At 33.5% G+C, this 21723-nt stretch carries 26 protein-coding genes; 13 read left to right on the top strand and 13 right to left on the bottom strand.

Annotated features, from left to right (window positions below):
- Window positions 1–220: 220 nt before the first annotated feature.
- Window positions 221–916, top strand: coding sequence for a response regulator transcription factor (locus tag R9X47_RS17585; RefSeq protein ID WP_432662332.1), 696 nt, complete (start codon window positions 221–223; stop codon window positions 914–916).
- A 3-nt stretch (window positions 917–919) separates the two neighbouring features.
- Complete coding sequence (locus R9X47_RS17580) at window positions 920–2329, top strand: sensor histidine kinase (RefSeq protein WP_432662331.1); 1410 nt, start codon at window positions 920–922, stop codon at window positions 2327–2329.
- Between the two features lie 135 nt (window positions 2330–2464).
- Here R9X47_RS17580 and R9X47_RS17575 read toward each other — a convergent pair whose 3' ends face one another.
- A complete protein-coding gene (locus tag R9X47_RS17575; RefSeq protein ID WP_432662330.1) occupies window positions 2465–2863 on the bottom strand; it encodes a helix-turn-helix domain-containing protein in 399 nt (132 codons plus the stop codon).
- 146 nt (window positions 2864–3009) lie between these two features.
- Here R9X47_RS17575 and R9X47_RS17570 point away from each other — a divergent pair, with 146 nt between their 5' ends.
- On the top strand, window positions 3010–3222 hold the full coding sequence (locus tag R9X47_RS17570; RefSeq protein ID WP_432662329.1) for a hypothetical protein: 213 nt from the start codon (window positions 3010–3012) through the stop codon (window positions 3220–3222).
- Between the two features lie 113 nt (window positions 3223–3335).
- Here the strand turns inward: R9X47_RS17570 and R9X47_RS17565 are convergent, their stop codons facing one another.
- The 3 genes from R9X47_RS17565 to R9X47_RS17555 form a co-directional block, all read right to left on the bottom strand.
- Window positions 3336–3872 (bottom strand): GNAT family N-acetyltransferase, encoded by a 537-nt coding sequence (locus tag R9X47_RS17565; protein WP_432662328.1) that lies wholly within the window; start codon window positions 3870–3872, stop codon window positions 3336–3338.
- A 20-nt stretch (window positions 3873–3892) separates the two neighbouring features.
- Entirely contained in the window at window positions 3893–4645 is a 753-nt protein-coding gene (locus R9X47_RS17560) for a DUF2087 domain-containing protein (protein WP_432662327.1), read from the bottom strand.
- Window positions 4646–4774: 129 nt separating this feature from the next.
- Window positions 4775–6142, bottom strand: a complete 1368-nt coding sequence (locus tag R9X47_RS17555) for a sulfite exporter TauE/SafE family protein (RefSeq protein ID WP_432662326.1) — start codon at window positions 6140–6142, stop codon at window positions 4775–4777.
- Between the two features lie 211 nt (window positions 6143–6353).
- On the opposite strand from R9X47_RS17555, the gene R9X47_RS17550 reads away from it, so the two are divergent.
- Window positions 6354–6740: a hypothetical protein gene (locus R9X47_RS17550; RefSeq protein ID WP_432662325.1), complete on the top strand. Its 387-nt coding sequence runs from the start codon at window positions 6354–6356 to the stop codon at window positions 6738–6740.
- A gap of 50 nt (window positions 6741–6790) precedes the next feature.
- On the opposite strand, the gene R9X47_RS17545 is transcribed toward R9X47_RS17550, so the two are convergent.
- Complete coding sequence (locus R9X47_RS17545) at window positions 6791–7435, bottom strand: YhcN/YlaJ family sporulation lipoprotein (RefSeq protein ID WP_432662324.1); 645 nt, start codon at window positions 7433–7435, stop codon at window positions 6791–6793.
- Between the two features lie 360 nt (window positions 7436–7795).
- Here R9X47_RS17545 and R9X47_RS17540 point away from each other — a divergent pair, with 360 nt between their 5' ends.
- The 5 genes from R9X47_RS17540 to R9X47_RS17520 all read left to right on the top strand — a co-directional run bounded on the left by R9X47_RS17540 (window position 7796) and on the right by R9X47_RS17520 (window position 9593).
- Entirely contained in the window at window positions 7796–8113 is a 318-nt protein-coding gene (locus R9X47_RS17540) for an ArsR/SmtB family transcription factor (protein ID WP_432662323.1), read from the top strand.
- A gap of 15 nt (window positions 8114–8128) precedes the next feature.
- The gene (locus R9X47_RS17535) at window positions 8129–8383 is read left to right on the top strand and encodes a hypothetical protein (protein WP_432662322.1); all 255 of its coding nucleotides are present in this window, start codon (window positions 8129–8131) and stop codon (window positions 8381–8383) included.
- A gap of 12 nt (window positions 8384–8395) precedes the next feature.
- Window positions 8396–9076 (top strand): permease, encoded by a 681-nt coding sequence (locus tag R9X47_RS17530; RefSeq protein WP_432662321.1) that lies wholly within the window; start codon window positions 8396–8398, stop codon window positions 9074–9076.
- 13 nt (window positions 9077–9089) lie between these two features.
- On the top strand, window positions 9090–9323 hold the full coding sequence (locus tag R9X47_RS17525; protein ID WP_432662320.1) for a thioredoxin family protein: 234 nt from the start codon (window positions 9090–9092) through the stop codon (window positions 9321–9323).
- A 114-nt stretch (window positions 9324–9437) separates the two neighbouring features.
- A complete protein-coding gene (locus tag R9X47_RS17520; RefSeq protein WP_432662319.1) occupies window positions 9438–9593 on the top strand; it encodes a thioredoxin family protein in 156 nt (51 codons plus the stop codon).
- Between the two features lie 54 nt (window positions 9594–9647).
- On the opposite strand, the gene mgsA is transcribed toward R9X47_RS17520, so the two are convergent.
- Complete coding sequence (gene mgsA, locus R9X47_RS17515) at window positions 9648–10052, bottom strand: methylglyoxal synthase (protein WP_432662318.1); 405 nt, start codon at window positions 10050–10052, stop codon at window positions 9648–9650.
- 149 nt (window positions 10053–10201) lie between these two features.
- Between mgsA and R9X47_RS17510 the strand changes: the two genes are divergently transcribed.
- Window positions 10202–10975, top strand: coding sequence for an MBL fold metallo-hydrolase (locus R9X47_RS17510; RefSeq protein WP_432662317.1), 774 nt, complete (start codon window positions 10202–10204; stop codon window positions 10973–10975).
- 376 nt (window positions 10976–11351) lie between these two features.
- On the opposite strand, the gene R9X47_RS17505 is transcribed toward R9X47_RS17510, so the two are convergent.
- From R9X47_RS17505 to R9X47_RS17495, 3 genes are all read right to left on the bottom strand, one after another.
- On the bottom strand, window positions 11352–11960 hold the full coding sequence (locus R9X47_RS17505; protein ID WP_432662316.1) for a DNA-3-methyladenine glycosylase: 609 nt from the start codon (window positions 11958–11960) through the stop codon (window positions 11352–11354).
- Between the two features lie 37 nt (window positions 11961–11997).
- Complete coding sequence (locus R9X47_RS17500; protein ID WP_432662315.1) at window positions 11998–12444, bottom strand: GNAT family N-acetyltransferase; 447 nt, start codon at window positions 12442–12444, stop codon at window positions 11998–12000.
- Window positions 12445–12517: 73 nt separating this feature from the next.
- A complete protein-coding gene (locus R9X47_RS17495; RefSeq protein ID WP_432662314.1) occupies window positions 12518–13018 on the bottom strand; it encodes a hypothetical protein in 501 nt (166 codons plus the stop codon).
- A gap of 163 nt (window positions 13019–13181) precedes the next feature.
- On the opposite strand from R9X47_RS17495, the gene R9X47_RS17490 reads away from it, so the two are divergent.
- A complete protein-coding gene (locus R9X47_RS17490; RefSeq protein WP_432662313.1) occupies window positions 13182–14903 on the top strand; it encodes a 2-oxoacid:acceptor oxidoreductase subunit alpha in 1722 nt (573 codons plus the stop codon).
- A complete protein-coding gene (locus tag R9X47_RS17485) occupies window positions 14904–15764 on the top strand; it encodes a 2-oxoacid:ferredoxin oxidoreductase subunit beta (protein ID WP_432662312.1) in 861 nt (286 codons plus the stop codon).
- Window positions 15765–15900: 136 nt separating this feature from the next.
- Here R9X47_RS17485 and R9X47_RS17480 read toward each other — a convergent pair whose 3' ends face one another.
- The 3 genes from R9X47_RS17480 to R9X47_RS17470 all read right to left on the bottom strand — a co-directional run bounded on the left by R9X47_RS17480 (window position 15901) and on the right by R9X47_RS17470 (window position 19683).
- Window positions 15901–17655 carry a S8 family serine peptidase gene (locus tag R9X47_RS17480; RefSeq protein ID WP_432662311.1) on the bottom strand — a complete coding sequence of 585 codons (1755 nt, stop codon included), beginning with the start codon at window positions 17653–17655 and terminating at the stop codon, window positions 15901–15903.
- A 437-nt stretch (window positions 17656–18092) separates the two neighbouring features.
- Complete coding sequence (locus R9X47_RS17475; RefSeq protein ID WP_432662310.1) at window positions 18093–18224, bottom strand: hypothetical protein; 132 nt, start codon at window positions 18222–18224, stop codon at window positions 18093–18095.
- 127 nt (window positions 18225–18351) lie between these two features.
- The gene (locus R9X47_RS17470) at window positions 18352–19683 is read right to left on the bottom strand and encodes a tetratricopeptide repeat protein (protein ID WP_432662309.1); all 1332 of its coding nucleotides are present in this window, start codon (window positions 19681–19683) and stop codon (window positions 18352–18354) included.
- 260 nt (window positions 19684–19943) lie between these two features.
- Between R9X47_RS17470 and R9X47_RS17465 the strand changes: the two genes are divergently transcribed.
- Entirely contained in the window at window positions 19944–20210 is a 267-nt protein-coding gene (locus tag R9X47_RS17465; protein WP_432662308.1) for a YkuS family protein, read from the top strand.
- A gap of 73 nt (window positions 20211–20283) precedes the next feature.
- Here the strand turns inward: R9X47_RS17465 and glnA are convergent, their stop codons facing one another.
- Complete coding sequence (glnA, locus tag R9X47_RS17460; protein ID WP_432662307.1) at window positions 20284–21714, bottom strand: type I glutamate--ammonia ligase; 1431 nt, start codon at window positions 21712–21714, stop codon at window positions 20284–20286.
- Between the last annotated feature and the right edge of the window lie 9 nt (window positions 21715–21723).

The following is a 21723-nucleotide window of genomic DNA, read 5'->3' as shown; positions in this document are numbered from 1 at the left end:
CGAATTTCTTCGTTGTTACTTCAATCAAGAACCCTTACGTATGTCTATATACGCTGCGGTCTCTTGATTTCAGCACACCTTGAACTTCAAGTTTCTTAACAGCCTAACATCTTGTTAACTTTGTTAACAATCTGAGCAAGGGTTTCCCCTTGCTATTTTTTATTTTATTATTATTAAAACCCACAAAAAAGTGCTAAAATCGTATTAGAGGTGTGATAATATGAAAAATAAATTTAAAATTTTAATTGTTGAGGACGAGGAAAAGATTTTGAACGTTATAGAAGCATATCTTGAAAAGGACGGTTATGAGGTTCTTAAATCAACCAATGGTACCGATGGACTAAATATTTTCAGAAAAGAATCTCCCCATCTAGTGATTTTAGATCTAATGCTTCCAGGCTTATCTGGAGAAGAAATATGCAAAAACATTAGAAGTTCTTCTGACGTACCAGTAATTATGCTTACTGCTAAAATTGCTGAAGCTTCGAAAATTGAAGGATTTTCATTGGGTGCCGATGATTATGTAACTAAGCCATTTAGTCCAAGGGAGTTGGTTCAACGTGTTAGGGCAATCCTTAGAAGAAGCTATAGAGATAAAGGACCCCTATCGGATATACTTTCCTTTGATAATGATAATCTCAAAATTGATATAAGAAAGCATGAGGTTTTAAAAGCAGGTGTAATAGCCAACTTAACACCAAACGAATATAAAATTTTACTTATACTGGCTTCAAATCCTGGACAAATCTTCTCTCGTGAACAACTGGTAGAAAAGGCCTTTGGAATCGATTATGACGGTTTTGATAGAACAGTAGACACCCATATAAAAAACATAAGGCATAAAATTGAAGATAATCCTAAAACCCCTAAATACCTACTTACAGTCTATGGAGTCGGTTATAAGTTCGGAGGATAAACTATGAAAAAGATAAGCCTAAATAGAAAATTACTTATAAGCTTTATATCAATAATTCTTATTTCCCTTTTAATTACAGGGATTACATCAACATATATGATTGATAAAAAGTTTAATTTGTATTTGCTTAAAGAGCATGAGGAAAAAATTGATAATATTAGGTCTATTATAGCCTCAACTATCAATAAGGATCCAACGACACCAGATTTTGAAGGGGCAGGTCTTACTAGATATGCTATTTCAGAGGGCTACGTTATTGAGATCTTCGATTTAAATAACAACCTATTGTATACTACTGGGATGTATCCACTTATGGGACACCAAAGCAATGGGCATATGATGGGACCGATGATGGGAAGAATGTTTAAAAATATGTTTGAGAGCTATAACGAAAATACTTATCCACTCACATACAGAGATGAAGATATTGGAAAGATAACAATAGGTTATTTAGGTGCTTCAAACATATCCAACGAAGCAATGTCATTTAAATTAACCCTCTATCAATCTATACTTATATCAAGCTTTATAGCAGTTATGGTAAGTGTTTTTATAGGTATTGTAATTTCTCGTCAATTAGGAGTACCTATTAAAAGGATTACACAGGCATCAAGAAAGATTAAGGAAGGCGATTTGTCAGTCCGAACCGATATTAAGACTAATATAGACGAGATTTCAGAGCTTTCTTCTTCTATTAATAACTTGGCTGATACGCTACAGCAGCAGGAGGCCTTGAGAAATCGTCTTACATCGGATATGGCCCATGAAATAAGAACTCCCTTAACAACTATAAAAAGTCATATTGAGGCATTTATAGACGGCATATGGAATCCAACACCAGAAAAGCTAGAGGATTGTTATGATGAAGTAACTAGGCTTCATAGTTTGGTAGAAAACCTTGAGGATATTAATAAACTTGAAAAGATGAACTACGTTTTAAATAAATCGGATTTTAGAATAGATGATGAACTAGAAAAAATAGTTAATTCTCTAATACCTCAGTTTAGCAAGAAAAACCTAAGCCTTAGCCTAGACAGCAAAACTACTTTAGAAGCTTTTATGGACAGGGCTAAGTTTAAGCAAATAATGTATAATTTGCTTTCAAACGCATTTAAATACTCCTTCGAAAATAGTATTGTAAATATTAAGTCCTATATAGAAGATAATAATCTTTACATTGCCGTTGAAGACTTTGGAATAGGAATTTCTCCAAAGGATTTACCCCATATATTTGAACACCTTTATAGAGGTGACTCGTCAAGAACCAGGACTACAGGTGGGTCTGGAATTGGTTTGACTATAACAAAAACCTTGATAGAGGCCCATGGTGGAACTATTGAAGCCAAGTCTGATGTTAATAATGGGACTATATTTACAATTAAATTTCCGTTGGAAAATATCACTAGAGAATAGATTTCATATAGAGATTCCAGTCAAAGCTTTAATTTATACACATCAATAATCCCCAGAAGCATCGAATATTTTGATATGTATAAATTAAGATTTACTTGCAACTCTCTATAACAAAAGACTCCTTGATGAATATGACTATTTATCTAAGGAGTCTTTTAATATTTCAATTACTTGAATAATTTTATCAATGGTCTCATTGGGCAAATCATCCACTGACATAAGCAATTTTCTTAAGGCCATTGTTCTATTAGTGTAATAGTTTTCTTTCTTTTCACTAATATGCTCTATAACTATTTTATCTATAGAATCTACACAGTCAGCCTTTATATCTGCATTTATTCTTCCAAGTAAATAATCCAGAGACACATCGAATATATCGGCTATTTTTGTTAGTAATTCTATATCATTTGGAAATCTACTACCTTGCTCATAGTTACCAACTGCTTGTCTGGTAATCTTAAGAATCTTGGCCAAATCATCCTGTGTCATGGCATTTTTCTCTCTTATTTCCTTTAACCTTGTTGAGAAATCCACACTATCACCTCTTATATATGTTAGCACAAAGCTATATACAAGATAGTTTTTCGAAACAAATAGTGTATTATGCTTGAATTGGCAACTAATTGTGTCGTATAATGGAATTATATTACTTTTTTTGTAATTCTACGAGGTGAATTAATATGCTAAAAGAGTTTGAAAGTACTATCGCTAAAATAATCAGATCTAAATACGATGGATCCTTCTATTTTGAAGACGATGAGTTTGAAGACGCCCTTGAACAAACCATGAATCATTTATTAGCAAACAATATTCTTTTTCTAAAAGATATAAGGGCAGAAGAGTTTGTAGAAAGCCTGTGGCAGTATATTATGATTAAAAGAAGGGTGTTATAATCTAGTTTAAAACCCTAAGACTATATAGATAAAGTGTGTATTCTCCTTAAAATACAGAGTTTACACACTTTATCTATATAAGATGGTACCTAATGTTTTTTCTATTTCATATTTTAGAAAAGATTATTTTCCATGGAAAACACCGTCGTTTCTATATTACCAATCTTAAAATTATCTATTTTCTTTATAACATTAAACCCAACTTTTTTCCAAAATCCTAGACCCATTGCGTTCTCTTCTAATACACCTAGTCTTATACTGTTTACATCATGCTCTGAAGACCATTTTTCGAAAGCTTTGTAAAATTTTTCTCCTAAGCCCTCATTTCTCTTTTCCTTTGCAATCATCATTAGACCAACATACCATATATCTTTTTGTGGAAATTCCCTTATGCCTTCAATAATTCCAATTAAATTATCTTTTTCACCATAAATTCCTATAACCATTTTATCTTCACTTGTTTTGCCTTGAGGTAAGCCCTCGAATATCTCCTTGGCATTCTGTATATCCACTGATTTTATCCCTTCCAGCGCATAATAGTCTAAGCAGTTTTGGCAAAGCCTCAGTACATCTTCTATATCTTCCTCATGTCTTAGCATCTTAACCTTATGATCTTTCATTTGAAATAGAAGGTCTTTATCTTTTTCCATTTCCTCTACCCCCACACCACCTAGTTTTTCACCCAATAGCTACTGCAATCATTGCTTCTATCTAAAAAGCCGTATTCTATAAGATATCTTCTAAGGGTAACATAGTCATCATGTATTTTACTGAGTATATTGTTTACCTGTTTCTCGTTATACTTTACGTTATTCTTAAACTTTTCTGCTATATACCTAAGTACGATGATCTTTCTCTTTTCCTTCCTAGGAATAGTAGTTAGCACTCCATCCTTCACATAGGTTTTTATTACCTTTTCCTTCTCTGACTCTGTGATTGCATATCTCTCATCCACCATTGTAGCCCCCTTATGGATGTCAATTAGACCCTCATCCTTTTCACTCTTATTTTCAAGCAAAGCCATCAGAGCTAAGAATACCTTTGCCTGTTTTTCCTTTTCCTTTAGCCTAAAACGATGGTTTCTTATAGTGGATGTGCTTCCTCCATCGGTCTTCTTCACAATTTCCTTATCACTTAATCCTTGATAGAAATATCTCATCAACTCATTTTGAATATCTGTAAGTCCAGTATATTTTTTATTCATATTTATTAGATACTCAAAAACTGAACCATGCTCATTGTTTATATGATTTTTAGCAGCTCTTTCTGCATCATATAAAATATCTCCTTGTGGATAAATTACTCCCTTTTCAAAACTTTCTCCACATATTAGACAAATATATTGGTCTAGCTTCTTGCTATATAAGTATCCCTGTTTTATCTCCTCTATAGTTGCATTCCAAAACAATTCACCACTATTCATTCAAACACTCCTTGTTTTCGTTTGATTATACATTAACATTTTTGGATATCGTTTGTCAAACTTAAATTGAGCAAAATTAAAATCAGGAGCTTTGCTCCTGATTTAGGCTGTTAACTGAAAAAACTATTGCTATTGGCAATCGCTACAACCATCAGACTGCGGCAGTGAAAATTCCGTAGACTCTTCTAAGTCCTTTGTATCTACATCATTTAGGTCATTAACGGCTACAAGCTGTGTTGTAATCATTCCCATCCAACAAGTAATAGTAACTGACCCTTCTTTATCCGGAGTAAACTCTATGATGTTATCCTTCGACATAAGATTTCTTTCAATCCCATATTGGGGAATACTTATTGGATTATTGCAGCCATTAACACTCAAAACATCTAGGTTTATTTGTACAGGTACTCCTGCTTTGACAACCTTAACATCGGGTACATATTGGTTTGACTTTATTGTCAAGTTAATAATCTGTTTTCCATCTTTCATTTCAATTTGATTCGTTTCACTTATTTTCTCTTCTGTTCCTCCTATGTTTAGAGATATCCCCGATAATGCTAATCCTCTATTGAGCATTATAATTCCTAAAGCCATTACCAGAACAGCACTTAATTTCATTATTTTCTTACCAGATTTTCTACCAATTAATGAAGTTATTGCTCCGAAGCCAAACATCAGTGGCACTGTTCCCAAGCTAAAGAAGAACATAGATAGAGCACCCTTCATTACACTTCCAGTCCCTAGGGCATACAACTGCATAGTTTGTAGAGGACCGCATGGCATAAAACCATTTAGTAGTCCAACAAATAATGGAGCTAGAGGACTAGATACATTATTAACTCTTAAGTTAAGTTTTGGCATCTTAAGCTTGATCCAGCTTGGTAGATGAATAATATTTAACATTTTAAGCCCTAGTGCGAACATAAACACCCCTGCAAAGACAGCTACAATTCCTTTAAATTGACCGGATGGAGATATTATTCCTCCTAATCCCCCAACAAGTCCACCAATTATCGTATATGATATAATTCTACCTCCATTGTATAGAAGAGAAGGTGTGAATTTCCTTGCTTTAGTCTCTGATCCTACGCTCTGAGATAATGCTAAACCACCACACATAGCAATACAATGAATGGAGGTTAAAAGCCCTACCATAAGTATTAAGCCATATCCCATTTCTTCCGTGACCTTAGGTATAAAATTGAAACCAATAGTATTTTGAATTATATAAAACCCTGCAAAGAGAAGTATAACTAATGGTATAACAGTTTTAAAGGAACTTCTGGCTTCAAATATAACTTCATAACCTTGCTTTTCAATGGTCTTTATCAAACTACTTGTATCGACTTTGTTTCCATCATAGATAATATCTACTTTAGATTTTTTCATACTTGCTTTTGCTTCTTCAACGCCTTCAACCATTAATAGGTTTCCTTCGATACGTCTTTCACAATTTGCACACACCATACCATCAATATTAAAGGATATCTTTTCCAATATACTATTACCCCCTATACCTATATAGATTCATTTTCTTAATTTTATCACATCGTTAAATTTTTTTCAAAACTTTTAGAATATTGCTTATATAAACTTCACATTTATTTTTTCAAAACTCACCTATTTTCTTAGTATGGAACAAGCCTATATCCTCATAAGTTATAAATATAGCATAATACTTTTTTTCATTTTAAGGGGGATTTAATTTATGGATAAAAAAGATACTTACTACTCATTTGAGGATAATAGGGACACGAATCTAGGTATGGGAATGAATCCATATATGGGAATGTACATGCACCCTATGATGTCAATGATGCCGATGGGATATCATAATCTAATGCCAAATCTAGCTATGCATCAGGTGATGAACATGAATCCTATGAATATGCATATGATGAGTATGCAGTCTATGATGCCAATGGATCCAATGATGATGAGAATTGACATGGATCCTATAACACTGGATGATAATATAGACGATGAAGACTACATGAACTATATGATTAATATGAATAAATATATGGCTTATACATATGAAGCTGAGGCATATAGACTTAAAGCCATGGAATACATGAATAAAATAGAAAAATAAAAACTAAAAGAAACTTCCCACCTTATAATGGTGGGAAGCTTTTTCTATATCTATCTAAATAAATTTTCTAAGTCGTTCATAAAACCTCTTGCTGGTCTTCCTATATTTATATCTCTAGCCATATTTTTTAACTTTGACAATTTATTTGGATCTACTGTAACAACTACCTTTTTAATAGATGGATCTATATTTCTAATCCTGTTGGCACACTCTGTACGTAATGCAGCAACGTTTTCATTTGTTCCTGGTGTAGTATCACATCCAACATAGGCAGTATCACCGTTTTTCACAACAGTGGCATCATTAACACCTTTTATATTGTTACATGAATTTTCCATTTGTCTTACTTGGGTGTTGTTTGTTCCAGTCCTTGATGGTACTTGCATATTTTCTGGTATATTGTCATACCCAAAGCCTCTTGCATCGTTTCCTGTATCAAAAAATCCATATAATCTGTTATCTGGTGTATACATCTGTCCGTAATTTCTAGCATTTCTTGTGTTGTCTGTTACACCATAGTTTGTTCCATTTCTTGTAGTATATCTATCATTTTCCATATAGTACCTTGTACCATATCTATTATCTGGCACAGGTCTCTCTTGCGGTTCCGGTGTCGTACATCCTACAATAAATGCAGATGTTATCAACATTAAGGATATGGCAAGAGTTATAACTCTAAGTTTATTGTCTCTCACTAAAATTCTCCTCTCTAACTTCATAGTTTAAAGCATTTTTTTCGTGTTTAACTTAATATTGTTTCTTCATATAGACAAACAAACTTCTGTCTAAGATACTCTTCAAAAAAACGTAGAAACAACTATCTTCTTATGAAGAATATTTCTTATTACGAGATTGAATATCTATATTTGATACATCTATATTTTTTGTTCTTTTACATGCAATTATCTGTTGTACTTTTTTCAATACTTTCTATTATTTACAAAACAAATATTTATAATTTTTTTTCATTAAACTATTGCTTTTTTTCGGCAAAATCATATAATAACATTAGAATATTCTAATATAGTTATTTTGAATTTTTTAAGGAGGTTTTTATGTCAAATATATATTTCACACTTACATCATCATTTTTAAAGGCCCTAGCTCATCCTACTCGTCTTAAAATCATAGATCGTTTAAGAAGTGAAGATGAATTATGTGTCTGTCATATTTATGAAGACCTTGATCTTGAACAATCTAATGTTTCTCAACATTTAAAGGTGTTAAAGGACCAAGGCATACTAACTAGTAGGAAAGATGGTCTTCAAGTTATGTATAGAATAAGACATAAGGAAGTTTTGGAAATAATTGACCTTGTTAAAACTGCTCTACACAATCAATTAAAGGAAGATCAAAAACATTTTGAAATATAAGGAGGTGCTTTACATTTGCTAAAATCTATTGCGGATTTCATAGTTGAAAGACTTTTAGGGTTAGATCTTCACTCTAAGTTAGGTGATAGTATCAACTTTTTCATCTATGATACTTTAAAGATTATTTTACTACTTAGTTTTATGATATTTACTATTTCATATATCAGAAGCTATTTTCCACCGGAAAAGGTTAAAAAAACTCTTGCTAAGTTTGGTGGTTTTGGAGCACATTTTATGGCTTCTGTTTTAGGAGTTTTATCTCCCTTCTGATCGTGCTCAACAGTGCCTATATTTATAGGTTTCGTGGAATCGGGTATTCCACTAGGTGTTACATTTACTTTTTTAGTTACGTCTCCTATAGTTAATGAAATAGCAATAGGCTTTTTATTTATTAGCTTTGGATTAAAAATAGCTATTCTTTATACTGTAGCCGGAATGGTTATAGGTATTATTTCGGGAATGATAATTGAAAAGCTTAATTTGACTCATTTAGTAGAAGAATATGTTTATCAAATGCATGTTGGTCAGGCAGAAACTCCAGATATGGATTTGAAAGAAAGAGCAAGCTTTGCTTTAGATGCAGTAAAGGATATAGTTAAGAGAGTTTGGATCTACGTTTTAGTAGGTATTGGGATAGGTGCTGTATTGCATGGCTGGTTCCCTCGAGACCTTATAGTGAAATATACAGGTCCAGATAATCACTTTGCTGTCTTTGCTAGCGTTTTATTAGGTATACCCCTTTATTCCAACGCCGTAGGAACTATCCCAATTATCGAGGCTTTAATTGCCAAGGGGGCTGGCGTGGGTACCGCTCTATCATTTATGATGTCAGTAGTTGCCTTATCTGCTCCAGAAATGATTCTTTTAAAACAAGTTATTAAACCCAAACTAATTGCTATATTTGTTGCAATAACTGGAACATCAATTATTTTGGTTGGCTATTTGTTTAATATAATATTATAACGGAGGTGCTTTAATGGATATTAAAATTTTAGGTGCTGGATGTAAGAAGTGTGATACTCTTTCTGAGCTTGCCAAAGAAGCTGTTAAAGAAGCGGGAGTAGATGCAAACATTGAGAAAGTGACTGCCTTTAAGGATATACTAGCCTATGGTGTAATTAAAACTCCTGGCCTAGTAATAGACGGAGATTTAAAGGTTTCTGGAAGAGTTCCTTCTAAGGATGAAATAAAGAAACTTATATCAAAATAATGAAGTCTTTTATAAAGGGAGTGTTTGTTTATGGAAATAAAGATTTTTGAAAGTATTTGCTGAGGCGGCAGTAAAGTTGCACCCATCGTTGATGCGGTCTTAACTGAGTTAGGTTTGGATGACGATTTCCAAATCATAGCTGATATTCCATCCTTAGCAGAGGCAGATATAACGGAAACTCCAACCTTAATGATTAATGGAAGTCTTAAGTTTGTTGGTAAAATTCCTAGCTTAAATGAGGTTAGAAAAGCTATACAGGAAGAGATATAGTCAAAAGGTATGTTTCAGAATAACAAATTTCTGAAACATACCTTTTTTTATTCTTTAATACCTATCTTTAATTTCACGCCAATTAGGATTTTCTTCTTTATGCAATGATTCTAATAAAATTTCTGCCGTTGTTATATTTGTAGCTACTGGAATGGAATGTACATCGCACAGTCTTATTAAGGCTAATATATCCGGTTCATGGGGCTGTGCCGTAAGAGGATCCCTTAAAAATACAACTAAGTCGATTTCATCACATGCAATTTTAGATCCTATCTGTTGGTCTCCTCCAAGTGGTCCTGAAAGATATCTTTTAATTTCTAGACCTGTTTCTTCATTGATAATTCTTCCCGTTGTCCCAGTTGCACAAAGTTTATGATTCTTAAGCATATCTTTATATTTTTTTGTAAAATTGACCATTTGTTGTTTCTTTTTATCGTGGGCTATGAGTGCAATATTCAAAGTAATCTTCCTTTCATATAAGTCTAATATTTATTAACATTTTCTTTTAAAGAGTATTTTATCAAATAAAAAGGATTTAAGAAAGATAAATTGAAGTTATTTAACGAAATAATAATCTTATTTCAAATTATTTAGGAGTTGTAAATATCATGAAAATAATTAAGATTGATGAAGGTATTTTTCAGTATTGCTTTAATGATGATGAAGAAGCAGATATGGGGTATAATATTTTTGCCTTGATAGCAAAGGATAAGGCTCTTATTATCGATACTGCATATACTATACAGGCTCAACAGGTTAGAGATGACCTAGAGAAAAAGGGCATCAGACCAGAAAAGGTCATAATATCTCATTTTCATCCCGACCACGCAGGTGGAAGCTCTATTTTTAGTGACTGCGAAATAATTGGAAGTAAGTTCTATAAGGTTAATATTAATAATTGTCGCAGATGGGCTCCGGAGTACAAATATCTCGAACCAAATGTTCTAGTAAAAAACGATGATAGAATGGAATTTGGCCCCTTTAAGCTAAGATTTCTTTACACACCGGGTCATAGTAATTGCAGTATTTCAACCATAATTAATGATAAATTCATCCATGTAGGTGACTTGATTATGGCTTCGAACACAGGAAAACCTCTATTACCAATAGTTACTCTTAACGGAAGCTTTTTCGAACACATATCAAGTCTTGAGCTGGTTAAGGAATTACACATTAAGAATCTTCTTCTAGCCCACGGATCACCTATGGTGGATCAGGAAAAAATCGATACTGCAATAGATGATAGAATATATTATTTAAAAAATGTTCAACAATCCAAAGGTAACCTAAGTGCTGAGGATTGTCTAAAAGAACCTTTAGAATATTACGGATGCACTAAGTGGCATGATATTAATTGTAAATATTTCAAAAGGTTTTTTTAACCTAAATTATTATTTAGATCACTTCCTAAATAGAACTCTGACCAAGGGGGCTGTCTCATAAAAGTTTCTTATGAGTTCAGCCCCGGGGTGTTTCAGAATGAGTGAAGTCAACCCCAGATTATTCATAGTAAATTTAGAACTCTGCTACGTCCTTTTGATTCTAAGACATCTATCAAATTCTTGACGTACGGCGTAGGTATGCCTTCGAAGTTGATAAAAGCCTTAGAATCAAAACTACTTGCACCCTTTTAAATTTTCTATAAATAATCCGGGGTTAAGGTTTTGAAATTTCAGCGGTTTGGCTAGTACTAACGTACGTGCCAAGTCGATGAACATTTCAAACAACGCAGAAATTCGCCATTCTGAGACGCCCCATTTATTTTGATACGTATGGATTACCCTCAATGAAAAATCTCCATTCAAAGTCCTTTGCTTCCTCTGCATAGTCTATATTTATCCTTTGAGATACACCTATATCCGAGGGAATGTATCCGTCATCTAAAAGAAACAAATCGTCTCCCGTCAAATCATCTCCATAATTATTTTTTGTAATATCAAGGGCTTTGCATAGCTTGCCTGGACCATTGGTAAGGTTTCTTATCTGCCTCTTGCTTAGCTCTTTTAGTCCTTTCTTGTATCTATTTAATGCTATATCTTCTATTTCACCTACTGGCTCTAGTGCCCTTATAAGAATTGCAGCTCCCTCACCCTCTTCACCGGTCACTATATTCATGCAATTATACATGCCATATATCAGGTATACATAAGCATACCCCGGTGGACCAAACATGACCTCAGTTCTCTTTGTACGTTTATTATCATAACAATGACAAGCCTTATCAGTAGACCCTACATAGGCCTCCACCTCGACTATTCTCCCCATCAATTCCCTTCCGTTATCTTTATGGACCAATATCTTTCCTAACAGTCTTTTTGCAACTTCAATGGTCTCTCCTCTATAAAAACTTCTGTTTAGTTTTTTCATTATTGCCCTGCCTTTCATATGTTTAACTCTCTATGTCTCAATTCTTTATCAAGTGTGAATTTTCGGTTTCATGGAATCCGAGATTCTTATAGTAATTTAGAGCCTTTTTATTTGATGGTGTAACTTCAAGCCCAAAGGCCGCTACCTTTTCATCGTATTTTTCATTTAAATATTTGAAAAACTGGCTAGCAATCCCTTTGCCTCTCCAGTCAGATTTTACATACAGTTCATCTATATTTAAAATATCGCCCCCATATTCATTGCTCCAATAAAACACTAGTAATGCATATCCCACTATATCCTTGCTTGATTTAAAGACTACTATGGTACACTTCTCCGGAAAGCTCATTACTTGCTTAAATGTATCTCCAATCTTCTCCCTAGTTATAGATTCTCCTTCTGGGTCTTCTTTATAAAGATTGATTATCATTTTTTCTACTTCTAGTCCATAATCTATTTGAAACTTTTCAAATAGTATATCCATACTTATCACCTCAAATAAAATAGGGACACTAGGTCCCTTAATTTTAATAAAAATGCTCTACACAGTATTCCATTTATTTTAACTTCTTGATGGTTCCAATCATATTTTTGATTTCACCTTCTTCTTCCAATGTAAATTCACTCTTTTTAAAAATTAGGACATTTACTACTTTATCATTTATCCTAAGTTTATAATAGAACATATACCCATGGGTCGAAATATCCTTGATAAGTCCCCCATATACTTTTCCTATTCCCTCTACATCCAGGGTTTCTTTTCTTGTCATATGTAAGTACTCATCGTCACCAAGGTCTGCTTCAAGGCTCTCTTCATTTACAACAATATCCTTATCATTTACTTCATGTATACTTAAAATCCCACCATTTTCATCCCTATACGAAACATAATAAAAACCATCTTTAGATTCTTTCTTATCCTCCTTATATTCCTTTGGTATCTCAATACTCCATTCCTTATCGATACTTTCATAATTAAATGCAGTATCTTCTTTGGTACATCCTACAAAAGCAACAAGTACAGCTAAAACTAAAACTACTACTAAAGATTTTTTCAATTTCATCTCCTCCTCATGAATTGTTTAAAAATTCATATTATATATTATACTATAAATCTTCACTTTTTTCATTTTCTATATATATTCAAAGAAATTATAAAAACTTATTGTGGTTAAAGAGCAAAAATATTTGGTAATAATAAATTATGAGGAGGTGCTAGCTTTGGCAAACAATGTTAATTTAATGATTACCGGAATTCAGGGAGATGGAACAGCTAGTATTGGTAATACACTAATAAGAGCTCTTTCACGGCTTGGATATTATACCTATGGATTTAGAAATTTTTCTTCAAGAATAAAGGGTGGTCATACTAACTATGTAATAGAAATAAGCACTAAAAAGGTTCTAGCCTGTAGTGATAAGCTAGATATGCTTGTTGCTTCAGATATGGAATCCCTAGAGATTAACATAGATAAAGTGAAAAACGGAGGATTACTCATTCATGATTCTTCAATCGATCCTAAAGGTTATTTTTCTAGACGGGATCTGCATATATTATCTTTGCCCTTCATTGATATAGCTAAGGAGCATGGCAGCTTCATCATGAAAAATACTTCTTTAATAGGTTTTTTAGGAAGGTTATTAAATATTCCTATGAAAAGTCTAGATGAAGTTCTAAGAGAGACCTTCCTCAAGAAGGGCGAAAATATAGTACTACAAAATCTATTTATTCTTGAGAAAAGCTATAATTTTCCTATAGATATTAAGTCCTTTATTAAAAAGTATGGCTTAGAATCTGTCGCCATAAAAAAAAGACCTACAATGCTTGGCAACGAGGCTATAGCCTTAGGTGCCTTAATGGGAGGCTGTAGATTAATGACAGCATATCCAATTACTCCTGCTTCAGAAATAATGGAATATCTATCTAAAAATATTGAAAAGTATGATGGTTTGTTAGTACAAACCGAGGATGAAATAGCAGCAGTTACCATGGCTATAGGCGGTGCCTACGGTGGTGTGAGAAGCATGACTGCGACCTCTGGTCCCGGTATCGCTCTTATGATGGAAGGTATCAGCCTTGCTGGGATGGCTGAGATACCTATAGTAATAGTAGATTCTCAGAGGACCGGTCCAAGTACTGGGCTTCCTACTAAGCATGAGCAAAGTGATATACAACTTCTCTATTACGGACCCCATGGTGAAATACCTCTAATTATTGTAACCCCATATTCCGTTGAAGAGTGTTTTTACCAAACAATAAATGCCTTCAACTTAGCTGAAAAATATCAGTGTCCAGTGATTGTTTTGAGCGATCTTTCTCTGGGTTTATCTCGTCAAACAATCGATGACTTAGATAAGAGCAAAATAACTATTGATAGAGGGAAAATTGCCGATGACAAAAACTTATCAACCGCCACTAAGGATTTCAGGAGATATGATTTTTCTGAGGATAATATATCCCTAAGATCTTTTCCAGGAATGAAAAATGGAATCCACAAGGTTACCGGGCTAGAACACTCGGTAATCGGCGTACCCAATAGTACACCTGGAAACAGAAAACGCATGATGGATAAAAGGTTAGGTAAAATAAGGGATCTTGAAAATGAAGACAATATTGATCTTTTTGGAGATTCAAATAATGAGTTATTGGTGCTTTCTATAGGTTCAAATTATGGAATCATTAAAAAGGCAGTAGAAGACTTTAATCTTCCTGTAACCTACGGAGTATTTAAGATGATAAAGCCCTTACCTATTAAGCAACTTCAAGCTCTATTAGAGAAGTATTCTAAAATTCTTATTATTGAAAATAATGCTACAGGTCAACTTATTTCAATAATTAGGCAGAAGATGGGCTATGGAGAAAAACTACATAGTCTCATTAAATACGATGGAACCCCCTTCATGATCGAGGAAATAAAAGACAAGGTAGAGGAGTTGATATAAATGAATATAATTGATAAGTATAGTAATGACGTGACTCCTACTTGGTGTCCCGGTTGTGGTGATTTTTCCGTTCTTCGTTCTGTTAAGGCAGCGGCTTCTCATCTTAATATAGAAAATCATAATCTATCAATTGTTTCAGGTATTGGGTGTTCTGGTAGAATATCTGGATATGTTAATTCTTATGGGTTTCACAGTATTCATGGTAGAGCTCTTCCTATAGCTCAAGGTATCAAGCTTGCTAATAGAGATCTTACTGTGATTGCCATGGGCGGTGATGGTGATGGCTTTGCCATAGGAACGAATCATACTGTCCATGCCATGAGAAGAAATATAGATATAACATATATAGTTATGAATAATCAGATATATGGACTTACAAAGGGCCATACATCCCCCTTAAGTGAAAAGGGTTTTATTACTAAAAGTACTCCATTAGGTTGTAACGATTCTCCATTAAAGCCAGGTCTCTTAGCTCTTGCTTCGGGAGCTTCATTTATTGCCCAAGGTTTTTCAGCTTATCAGAAGCAATTGGTTGATCTAATAATTAAGGCCATAAACCACAAGGGTTTTTCCTTTATAAATGTTTTCAGTCCCTGCGTTACATTTAATAAAACAAATACTTATGAATGGTTTCGTGAAAACCTAATAAATTTAGATGAGCATCAGCACTATGATACAAGTGATTATAAAAAGGCTATGGATAAGTACATCGAAACCGATGGTCTTTTTACTGGATTACTCTATGAAAGTAAAGAGGCAGAGTTTTGTGAGGAACTTAATAATAAAAAAATCACCTCTGCAATTAACCAAGATTTAAATATTTTAAAAGATTTTGACAACTTAGTAAAAGATTTTATATAATTATATATATACAGGCCTACACCCCTTGATTATAAAACCAAAGGGTGTAGGTTGAAGCTATAGCTATATTTTAATGGAGGATTGGATATCAGCGCTTATTATATATTTGTTTGCTGATTATTTAGTCCTTTCTTTTTTATTGATCCTGTACTAGTTTCAAATTACTTCCACCGGCACTTAGATCAAAGAAATAATCTCCGCTATCAGAATATGCGTATACCTTAATTTGGTATGTACCTGTGCTTGTCGGTTTGAATCCGATATTTTCCTGTCTAGCTGAGCTAGTTGACTTTTCTACTTGATTTCCACTTGGATCATAAAGGTATACATCAAAATCAGGCTTTCCACTCCAAAAAACTCTTTTCCAGTCAGGCATTATTAGTGTTATAGAAATAGGGTAATCAGTATTATCAACTGTGAATTCCCAAGTATCTATTGCACCTTTTTGTGCTAAATCTTCAGAAGCATACATATGGTCAGGTGTAGCTATATTAGTTCCATTAAATCCACCGGCCTCTTCAATAGCCTTGTATCCATCTAATCTACCATGTCCATAATCAACATCTTGACCATTTTCTGACCAATCTTCAGCGGTAGAAGTAATAATATTCTTTATTTGAGTAGGTGTTAAGTTTTCGTTAGCATCTAACATTAAGGCTATAGTTCCAGAAGTAAATGGAGTAGCCATACTAGTTCCACTATATGTTACATAACCATCTCCTGAATTTGTCTTTGGTGATGTGATATTTGTTCCTGGTGCTCCTATGTCAGGCTTCATTCTTCCATCTGCAGTAGGTCCTCTACTTGATAAGAATGCAAGTCCAAAACCATCTTCACCTACATCTATCATATTACCAACTGTTATAGCCTTTGATGCTGCTGCTGGAGCCCCTATTGTATATGTGGTTGGGCCTTCGTTTCCAGCGGCTACAACTACTGTGATACCATTTTCAACAGCCTTATTTACTGCTAATGATGTAGCATCTGTACCATCAGAGCTTCCAGGAACTCCAAGACTCATGCTTATAATATCAATACCATAGGTATCTTTGTTAGTAATACACCAGTCTACTGCTGCTGCAGAACCACTTGATGGGCCTGTACCGTTGGCAGCAAGAACTTTAAGTCCTATAAGAGCAGCTCCCTTTGCAACACCCTCATATTTGGAATTTCCGTCGCCTTCTCCAGCAATTGTTCCTGCAACATGGGTTCCATGTCCGTTATCATCGTAAGGTGAAGTTTTATCGTTTATATAATCCTTCCATGCAATTACCTTTCCACCATCTAAGTCAACGTGATCTGCGTCTATACCAGTATCGATTACTGCAACAACCACGTCATCCTTTGAATAGCTACTTAAGTTTCCATCTCTATCTCCATCTAATCCAAAGTCTGTTCTAGCTTTCTCCGTTCCAAACCAATAATCAGCTGTATCATTGAATGCTATTATTTCCTCATCATATTCTATGTGTTCTACAGCATCACTCTTTGATAAATCGCTAATCTGGTCCTTGCTTAACTCCATAGCCACAGCAGGAATATTTTTAAATTCATACTTAGTTTTATTCTCACTTAATAACGTTCTTACACTATCATCACTACTTTTTGTCATACTTAGATCCTCTTTAAATACTACTATAACAGGAAGCTTTTCATCGCCTTTAACCTTATCCATCTCTACGGATAAACTTTCTACTAGCTTGTCCTTATTATTATCAAACAATGTCTTGATATCTTTGGATTTCTTCTGTATGCTAAACTCTTTCATCTTTTCTTTGCCTTCTTTTATGATTCCATCATCATTCGCAAAACCATAAGTCATAAGTGAACTAACCATTAATGTGCATAGTAAGCCCGCAACAATTTTTTTACCATTGAACATGTTTTTCATTTTTTTTCCCCCTATTCATATTGTGTTTAACCTCCGTTTTCATCACCTAGAAGCCCAATTTCTAAGTACATTGGAATCACCCCCCTTTATATGTGGATAACCAACACCAGCTTTTCAAATTTATTGATCACTGCAGTTAGTTATCTATATATTAAATTTAAAGTCAAATTTGGTAAATCATTTGTTCATATTTCGCTTATATAAAGTAAATGTTTCCGTGACTTATCATTTACTTAATAATACTACCATTTTTTACCTATGTCAATATTATTTTGATAATTTTATGAATTTTGTAAAAATTAGTTAGAAAGTACTAGCTCTAAACATAATAAAAACGAAGATAAATCGAACCTTTTTTTTGGTCAGATTTCTCTCCGATAGATGAACTAAAAAAAACTGCTATAAGATATCTTATAGCAGTTTTAGAATTCTTTATTTTACTTTGCTTGCATAATATTAGACTGAAGGTACCATGCATGTGGATCGACTCCAGCCATGGCTGTCACCCCTAGTGCAGCATTCAGCATTAATACAACTAAGGTGATTACAAATAATTTTTTCAATTTCATTATAAGTCCTCCTCAATATTAATATTATTAGTATACATTCTATGTATTCCAGTAAATCTATTAATTTATACATATTCAAAACGCCCAGAAACACTGAGTATTTGGATATATATACATTAAGTTTTTACTAAGAGCTTTCTATATTTAAGCCAAACTCCAGAAGCTCTTTACTTTTTTCAATGTCTTTTTCAATGTAGTAATGTGCTGCTTTAAAAAATACATTCTTCGCTTCATTACCCCTACAATCTTTATTATCAAAAATTTTCTTTACATTTTTTATGAGTTCATCTATCCTACTGTCCTTCTTCCAATATATATAGCTGTATAAAAGTTCTTCATATATATCTATTTGAAAGTGCCTTTTCTCTTTTATATTAGTTTCTTTTAAAGCTTTCATTAGGTATTTTTCTGACAGATCATATTTTTTTATATCCCTATATCTTTTACCTAGCTCAATATATATCTCTTCTAAGTACTCATAATTTGTATTAATTCTAATTTTCAAACTATCATTTATATATTCAATAGATTTTTCTTCTTCATTTGTTTTTAAATATAACTCACTTAAGTTCATATAGGTTAATGCCAAGAATTCTTGATTTCCATTGTTCTTCGTTATGTCTACGATTTGTTCAAATATTTTTTTTGCAATAGAATAATTTTGCTTCTGAAAATAGCAATTTCCCTTTAATAGTAATATGTCACAGTATTGTGATTCAGTTAGTTTATCACCCATTTCAGACTCTAATTCTTCTAACGAAGACAAGGCTTCATCGAATAATCCCAACTTTTTGTATGATAATGCATTATTGAATAGTACTCGTTTTCCTATATATTCTTTGCTCGAATCTCCATTCTCTAAGATAGCAAGAGCATAGTTGTTTAGATTTATAGACTCTTGATAGTTTTTGAGCCAATTGGCACATCTTCCTAGCTTCATATATAATTCAGCCGTTTTCAAATGGTTTGAACTTCGAATATAGCATTCTAGTGATTTTAGATAATTTATATGGCTTTCACTAAATTGTTGTTTTTCATAGTAATAATCTCCAGCCAACTCATATATTTCCGCCTTTTTATCAGTAATGTCCCAGTTTCTGAAAATATTCTTTGCTTTATTCAATTCATTTTCAAATTCTTCATTTTCTGCCTTTATATATTTTTTTAGATTGTTTAAATATCTTTCTAACAAAAGTTTAGCCTGCGCAGTTTCATCCCTCATTAAGTATTCTACATCTATGTTAAGGGGAATTTTCTTTTTCTCAGCCAATTCGTTCATAGACTCTACGATTATCGCTGCGGTATCCCTTACAAGTTTTGTCTTACCATTTTCTATATAACTTATTAAGTTTCTAGTCACTTTTCCACCTGTTATCTCATACTGCTTAAGTCCAAGGTAACTTCGTATCCGTCGTATCTTTTCCCCTGGAGGTAGAATAACTTCATCTAAAAAATACATCTGTTTTCCTCCCTATTTTACTGTAACTTATCTACAATATGTCCGTATCTACTGTACATGTCTACCTTATATTAACATATATATTATCGGAATGTAAATAATATTACTAATTTTCTATTACTTTTCTTATCTATATTTTAGCGATTGTATTTACTTGTATTTTAGCTAGGATTCACCAATTTATGTTCTTATAGCTTTTATTGTTTTGTCATATATCATATCGGGTAAATATTTAATACTACAATACGGGAGGGGATATCATGAAAAAATATAGGATAGCTGTACAGCAGGGCTTAAATGAGATTGCTGAATTATTAAAGGATAATGGACATGATGTAGTTGAATTTGAAACTTCTAAGGATGATATCGATATTACAATAATATCAGGAGTGGATTCTGCATACGAAGAGATCGAAACTGCACAGTGTAGAGTTTGTGGCCCCGACGATACAATGCTAGTTATAAATGCAACAACTCTTTCTCCAGAGAAAGTTTTAGAATATGTTGAGAATATTAAGTGCTCATAAAAAAAAAAGTGTCTACGACACTTTTTTTTACGAGCAAATTGAATATTTTAAGTTGCAAATATTTAAAAGTTTTTTATAAATCAAAATACATCTCATATTCGACAGGATGAGGAACAATATTAACCCTTGAAGCGTCCTGTCTAATTTGTTTTATTTGATCATTAATGATGCCCTGTGAAAATACTCCACCTTCAAGTAAAAATTCATAATCCTTTTCTAAAGCATCAGCTGCTTCATCTAAAGATTTAGGTAGCCCTTTTATCTTTGCCTTTTCTGCATCATTTAAGTCGAAGATGTTTACATCGTATGGTCCATACCCTTCTTCTACTGGGTCTATTTCATTCCTTATACCGTCAAGCATAGCCATAAGTAGGGCTGAATAAGCTAGGTATGGATTACAGGTTGCATCTGAAGGCCTAAACTCAAACCTTTTGGCTTCAGGCTTTTTAGCATAGCCTGGTATCCTTATTACAGAGCTTCTATTTGCAGTTGCAAAACAGATGCTAACCGGTGCTTCGTATCCTGGAACGAGTCTCTTGTATGAATTTGTACTTGGATTTGTAAATGCCATTAGGGCAGGAGAATGCTTAAGTATTCCTCCGATTGCATACAGTGCCGTCTTACTCAAATTTGAGTATCCAAGATCATCATAGAAAATTGGCTCTTCATCTTTAAATAGCTGAAGATGTACATGCATTCCATTACCGGCTTCCCCAAAGAATGGTTTTGGCATAAATGTAACGGTTTTATTATGACTTATAGCCTCGTTTTTTATGATATACTTACTAAGCATAGTTTTGTCAGCCATTTCAAGTAGCCCACCAAAGCTAAGTTCAATTTCAAGCTGTCCTGGACCACCAACCTCTGCATGGTGGTATTTTACGGGAACTCCATGTTCTTCTAGCTTAAGAGCCATGCTGTTTCTCAAATTAAAGTTAACATCATATGGAACATCTACATGGTAACCCTTCTTATGATGTACCTTAAATCCTAGGTTTTTAGTGTCTTTTTTTCCTGTATTCCATTCAGCCTGCTCAGCATCTAAGTAAACTTCCATATGGTTTGGTGAATTTATATAGGAGATATGATCCAGTATATAGAATTCAAACTCTGGTCCAAACATAGCTTTATCAGCAATTCCTGTACTACTCATATATTCTTCTGCCTTTTGTGCAACATACCTTGGGTCTCCTTCAAACCTCTCAGTTTCATCTCTCAGAGCATATATATTACCTATCATAGTTATTGTAGGAATTTCATTAAAGGGATCTACAAATGCACTTGCTAAATCCGGTTTAAAAACCATATCAGATTTTTCAACCGTCAAGAATCCATAACTTGAGCCATCAAAGCCTATTCCATCCTCTATTATCTTTTGAGAAAATTTAGAGGCAGGTATAGTTAGATGGTGCCATCTTCCAGCAAGGTCAATCACCTTAAAATCTATAAGCTTTATCTCATGATCTATACAATAGTGTCTAAAATCATTTAAATCTTTAAACATATTCGTACC

The organism is Wukongibacter baidiensis, from assembly GCF_050888315.1.
Taxonomy (GTDB): Bacteria; Bacillota; Clostridia; order Peptostreptococcales; family Caminicellaceae; genus Wukongibacter; species Wukongibacter baidiensis.
This window is presented reverse-complemented; position numbering and strand designations above follow the sequence as displayed.

Coding starts and splice junctions, on each gene's coding strand:
- R9X47_RS17585 (WP_432662332.1), top strand. CDS start 221: ATGAAAAATAAATTTAAAATTTTAATTGTTGAGGACGAGGAAAAGATT.
- R9X47_RS17580 (WP_432662331.1), top strand. CDS start 920: ATGAAAAAGATAAGCCTAAATAGAAAATTACTTATAAGCTTTATATCA.
- R9X47_RS17570 (WP_432662329.1), top strand. CDS start 3,010: ATGCTAAAAGAGTTTGAAAGTACTATCGCTAAAATAATCAGATCTAAA.
- R9X47_RS17565 (WP_432662328.1), bottom strand. CDS start 3,872: ATGGAAAAAGATAAAGACCTTCTATTTCAAATGAAAGATCATAAGGTT.
- R9X47_RS17560 (WP_432662327.1), bottom strand. CDS start 4,645: ATGAATAGTGGTGAATTGTTTTGGAATGCAACTATAGAGGAGATAAAA.
- R9X47_RS17550 (WP_432662325.1), top strand. CDS start 6,354: ATGGATAAAAAAGATACTTACTACTCATTTGAGGATAATAGGGACACG.
- R9X47_RS17540 (WP_432662323.1), top strand. CDS start 7,796: ATGTCAAATATATATTTCACACTTACATCATCATTTTTAAAGGCCCTA.
- R9X47_RS17525 (WP_432662320.1), top strand. CDS start 9,090: ATGGATATTAAAATTTTAGGTGCTGGATGTAAGAAGTGTGATACTCTT.
- R9X47_RS17510 (WP_432662317.1), top strand. CDS start 10,202: ATGAAAATAATTAAGATTGATGAAGGTATTTTTCAGTATTGCTTTAAT.
- R9X47_RS17505 (WP_432662316.1), bottom strand. CDS start 11,960: ATGAAAAAACTAAACAGAAGTTTTTATAGAGGAGAGACCATTGAAGTT.
- R9X47_RS17500 (WP_432662315.1), bottom strand. CDS start 12,444: ATGGATATACTATTTGAAAAGTTTCAAATAGATTATGGACTAGAAGTA.
- R9X47_RS17485 (WP_432662312.1), top strand. CDS start 14,904: ATGAATATAATTGATAAGTATAGTAATGACGTGACTCCTACTTGGTGT.
- R9X47_RS17480 (WP_432662311.1), bottom strand. CDS start 17,655: ATGAAAAACATGTTCAATGGTAAAAAAATTGTTGCGGGCTTACTATGC.
- R9X47_RS17475 (WP_432662310.1), bottom strand. CDS start 18,224: ATGAAATTGAAAAAATTATTTGTAATCACCTTAGTTGTATTAATGCTG.
- R9X47_RS17470 (WP_432662309.1), bottom strand. CDS start 19,683: ATGTATTTTTTAGATGAAGTTATTCTACCTCCAGGGGAAAAGATACGA.
- R9X47_RS17465 (WP_432662308.1), top strand. CDS start 19,944: ATGAAAAAATATAGGATAGCTGTACAGCAGGGCTTAAATGAGATTGCT.
- glnA (WP_432662307.1), bottom strand. CDS start 21,714: ATGTTTAAAGATTTAAATGATTTTAGACACTATTGTATAGATCATGAG.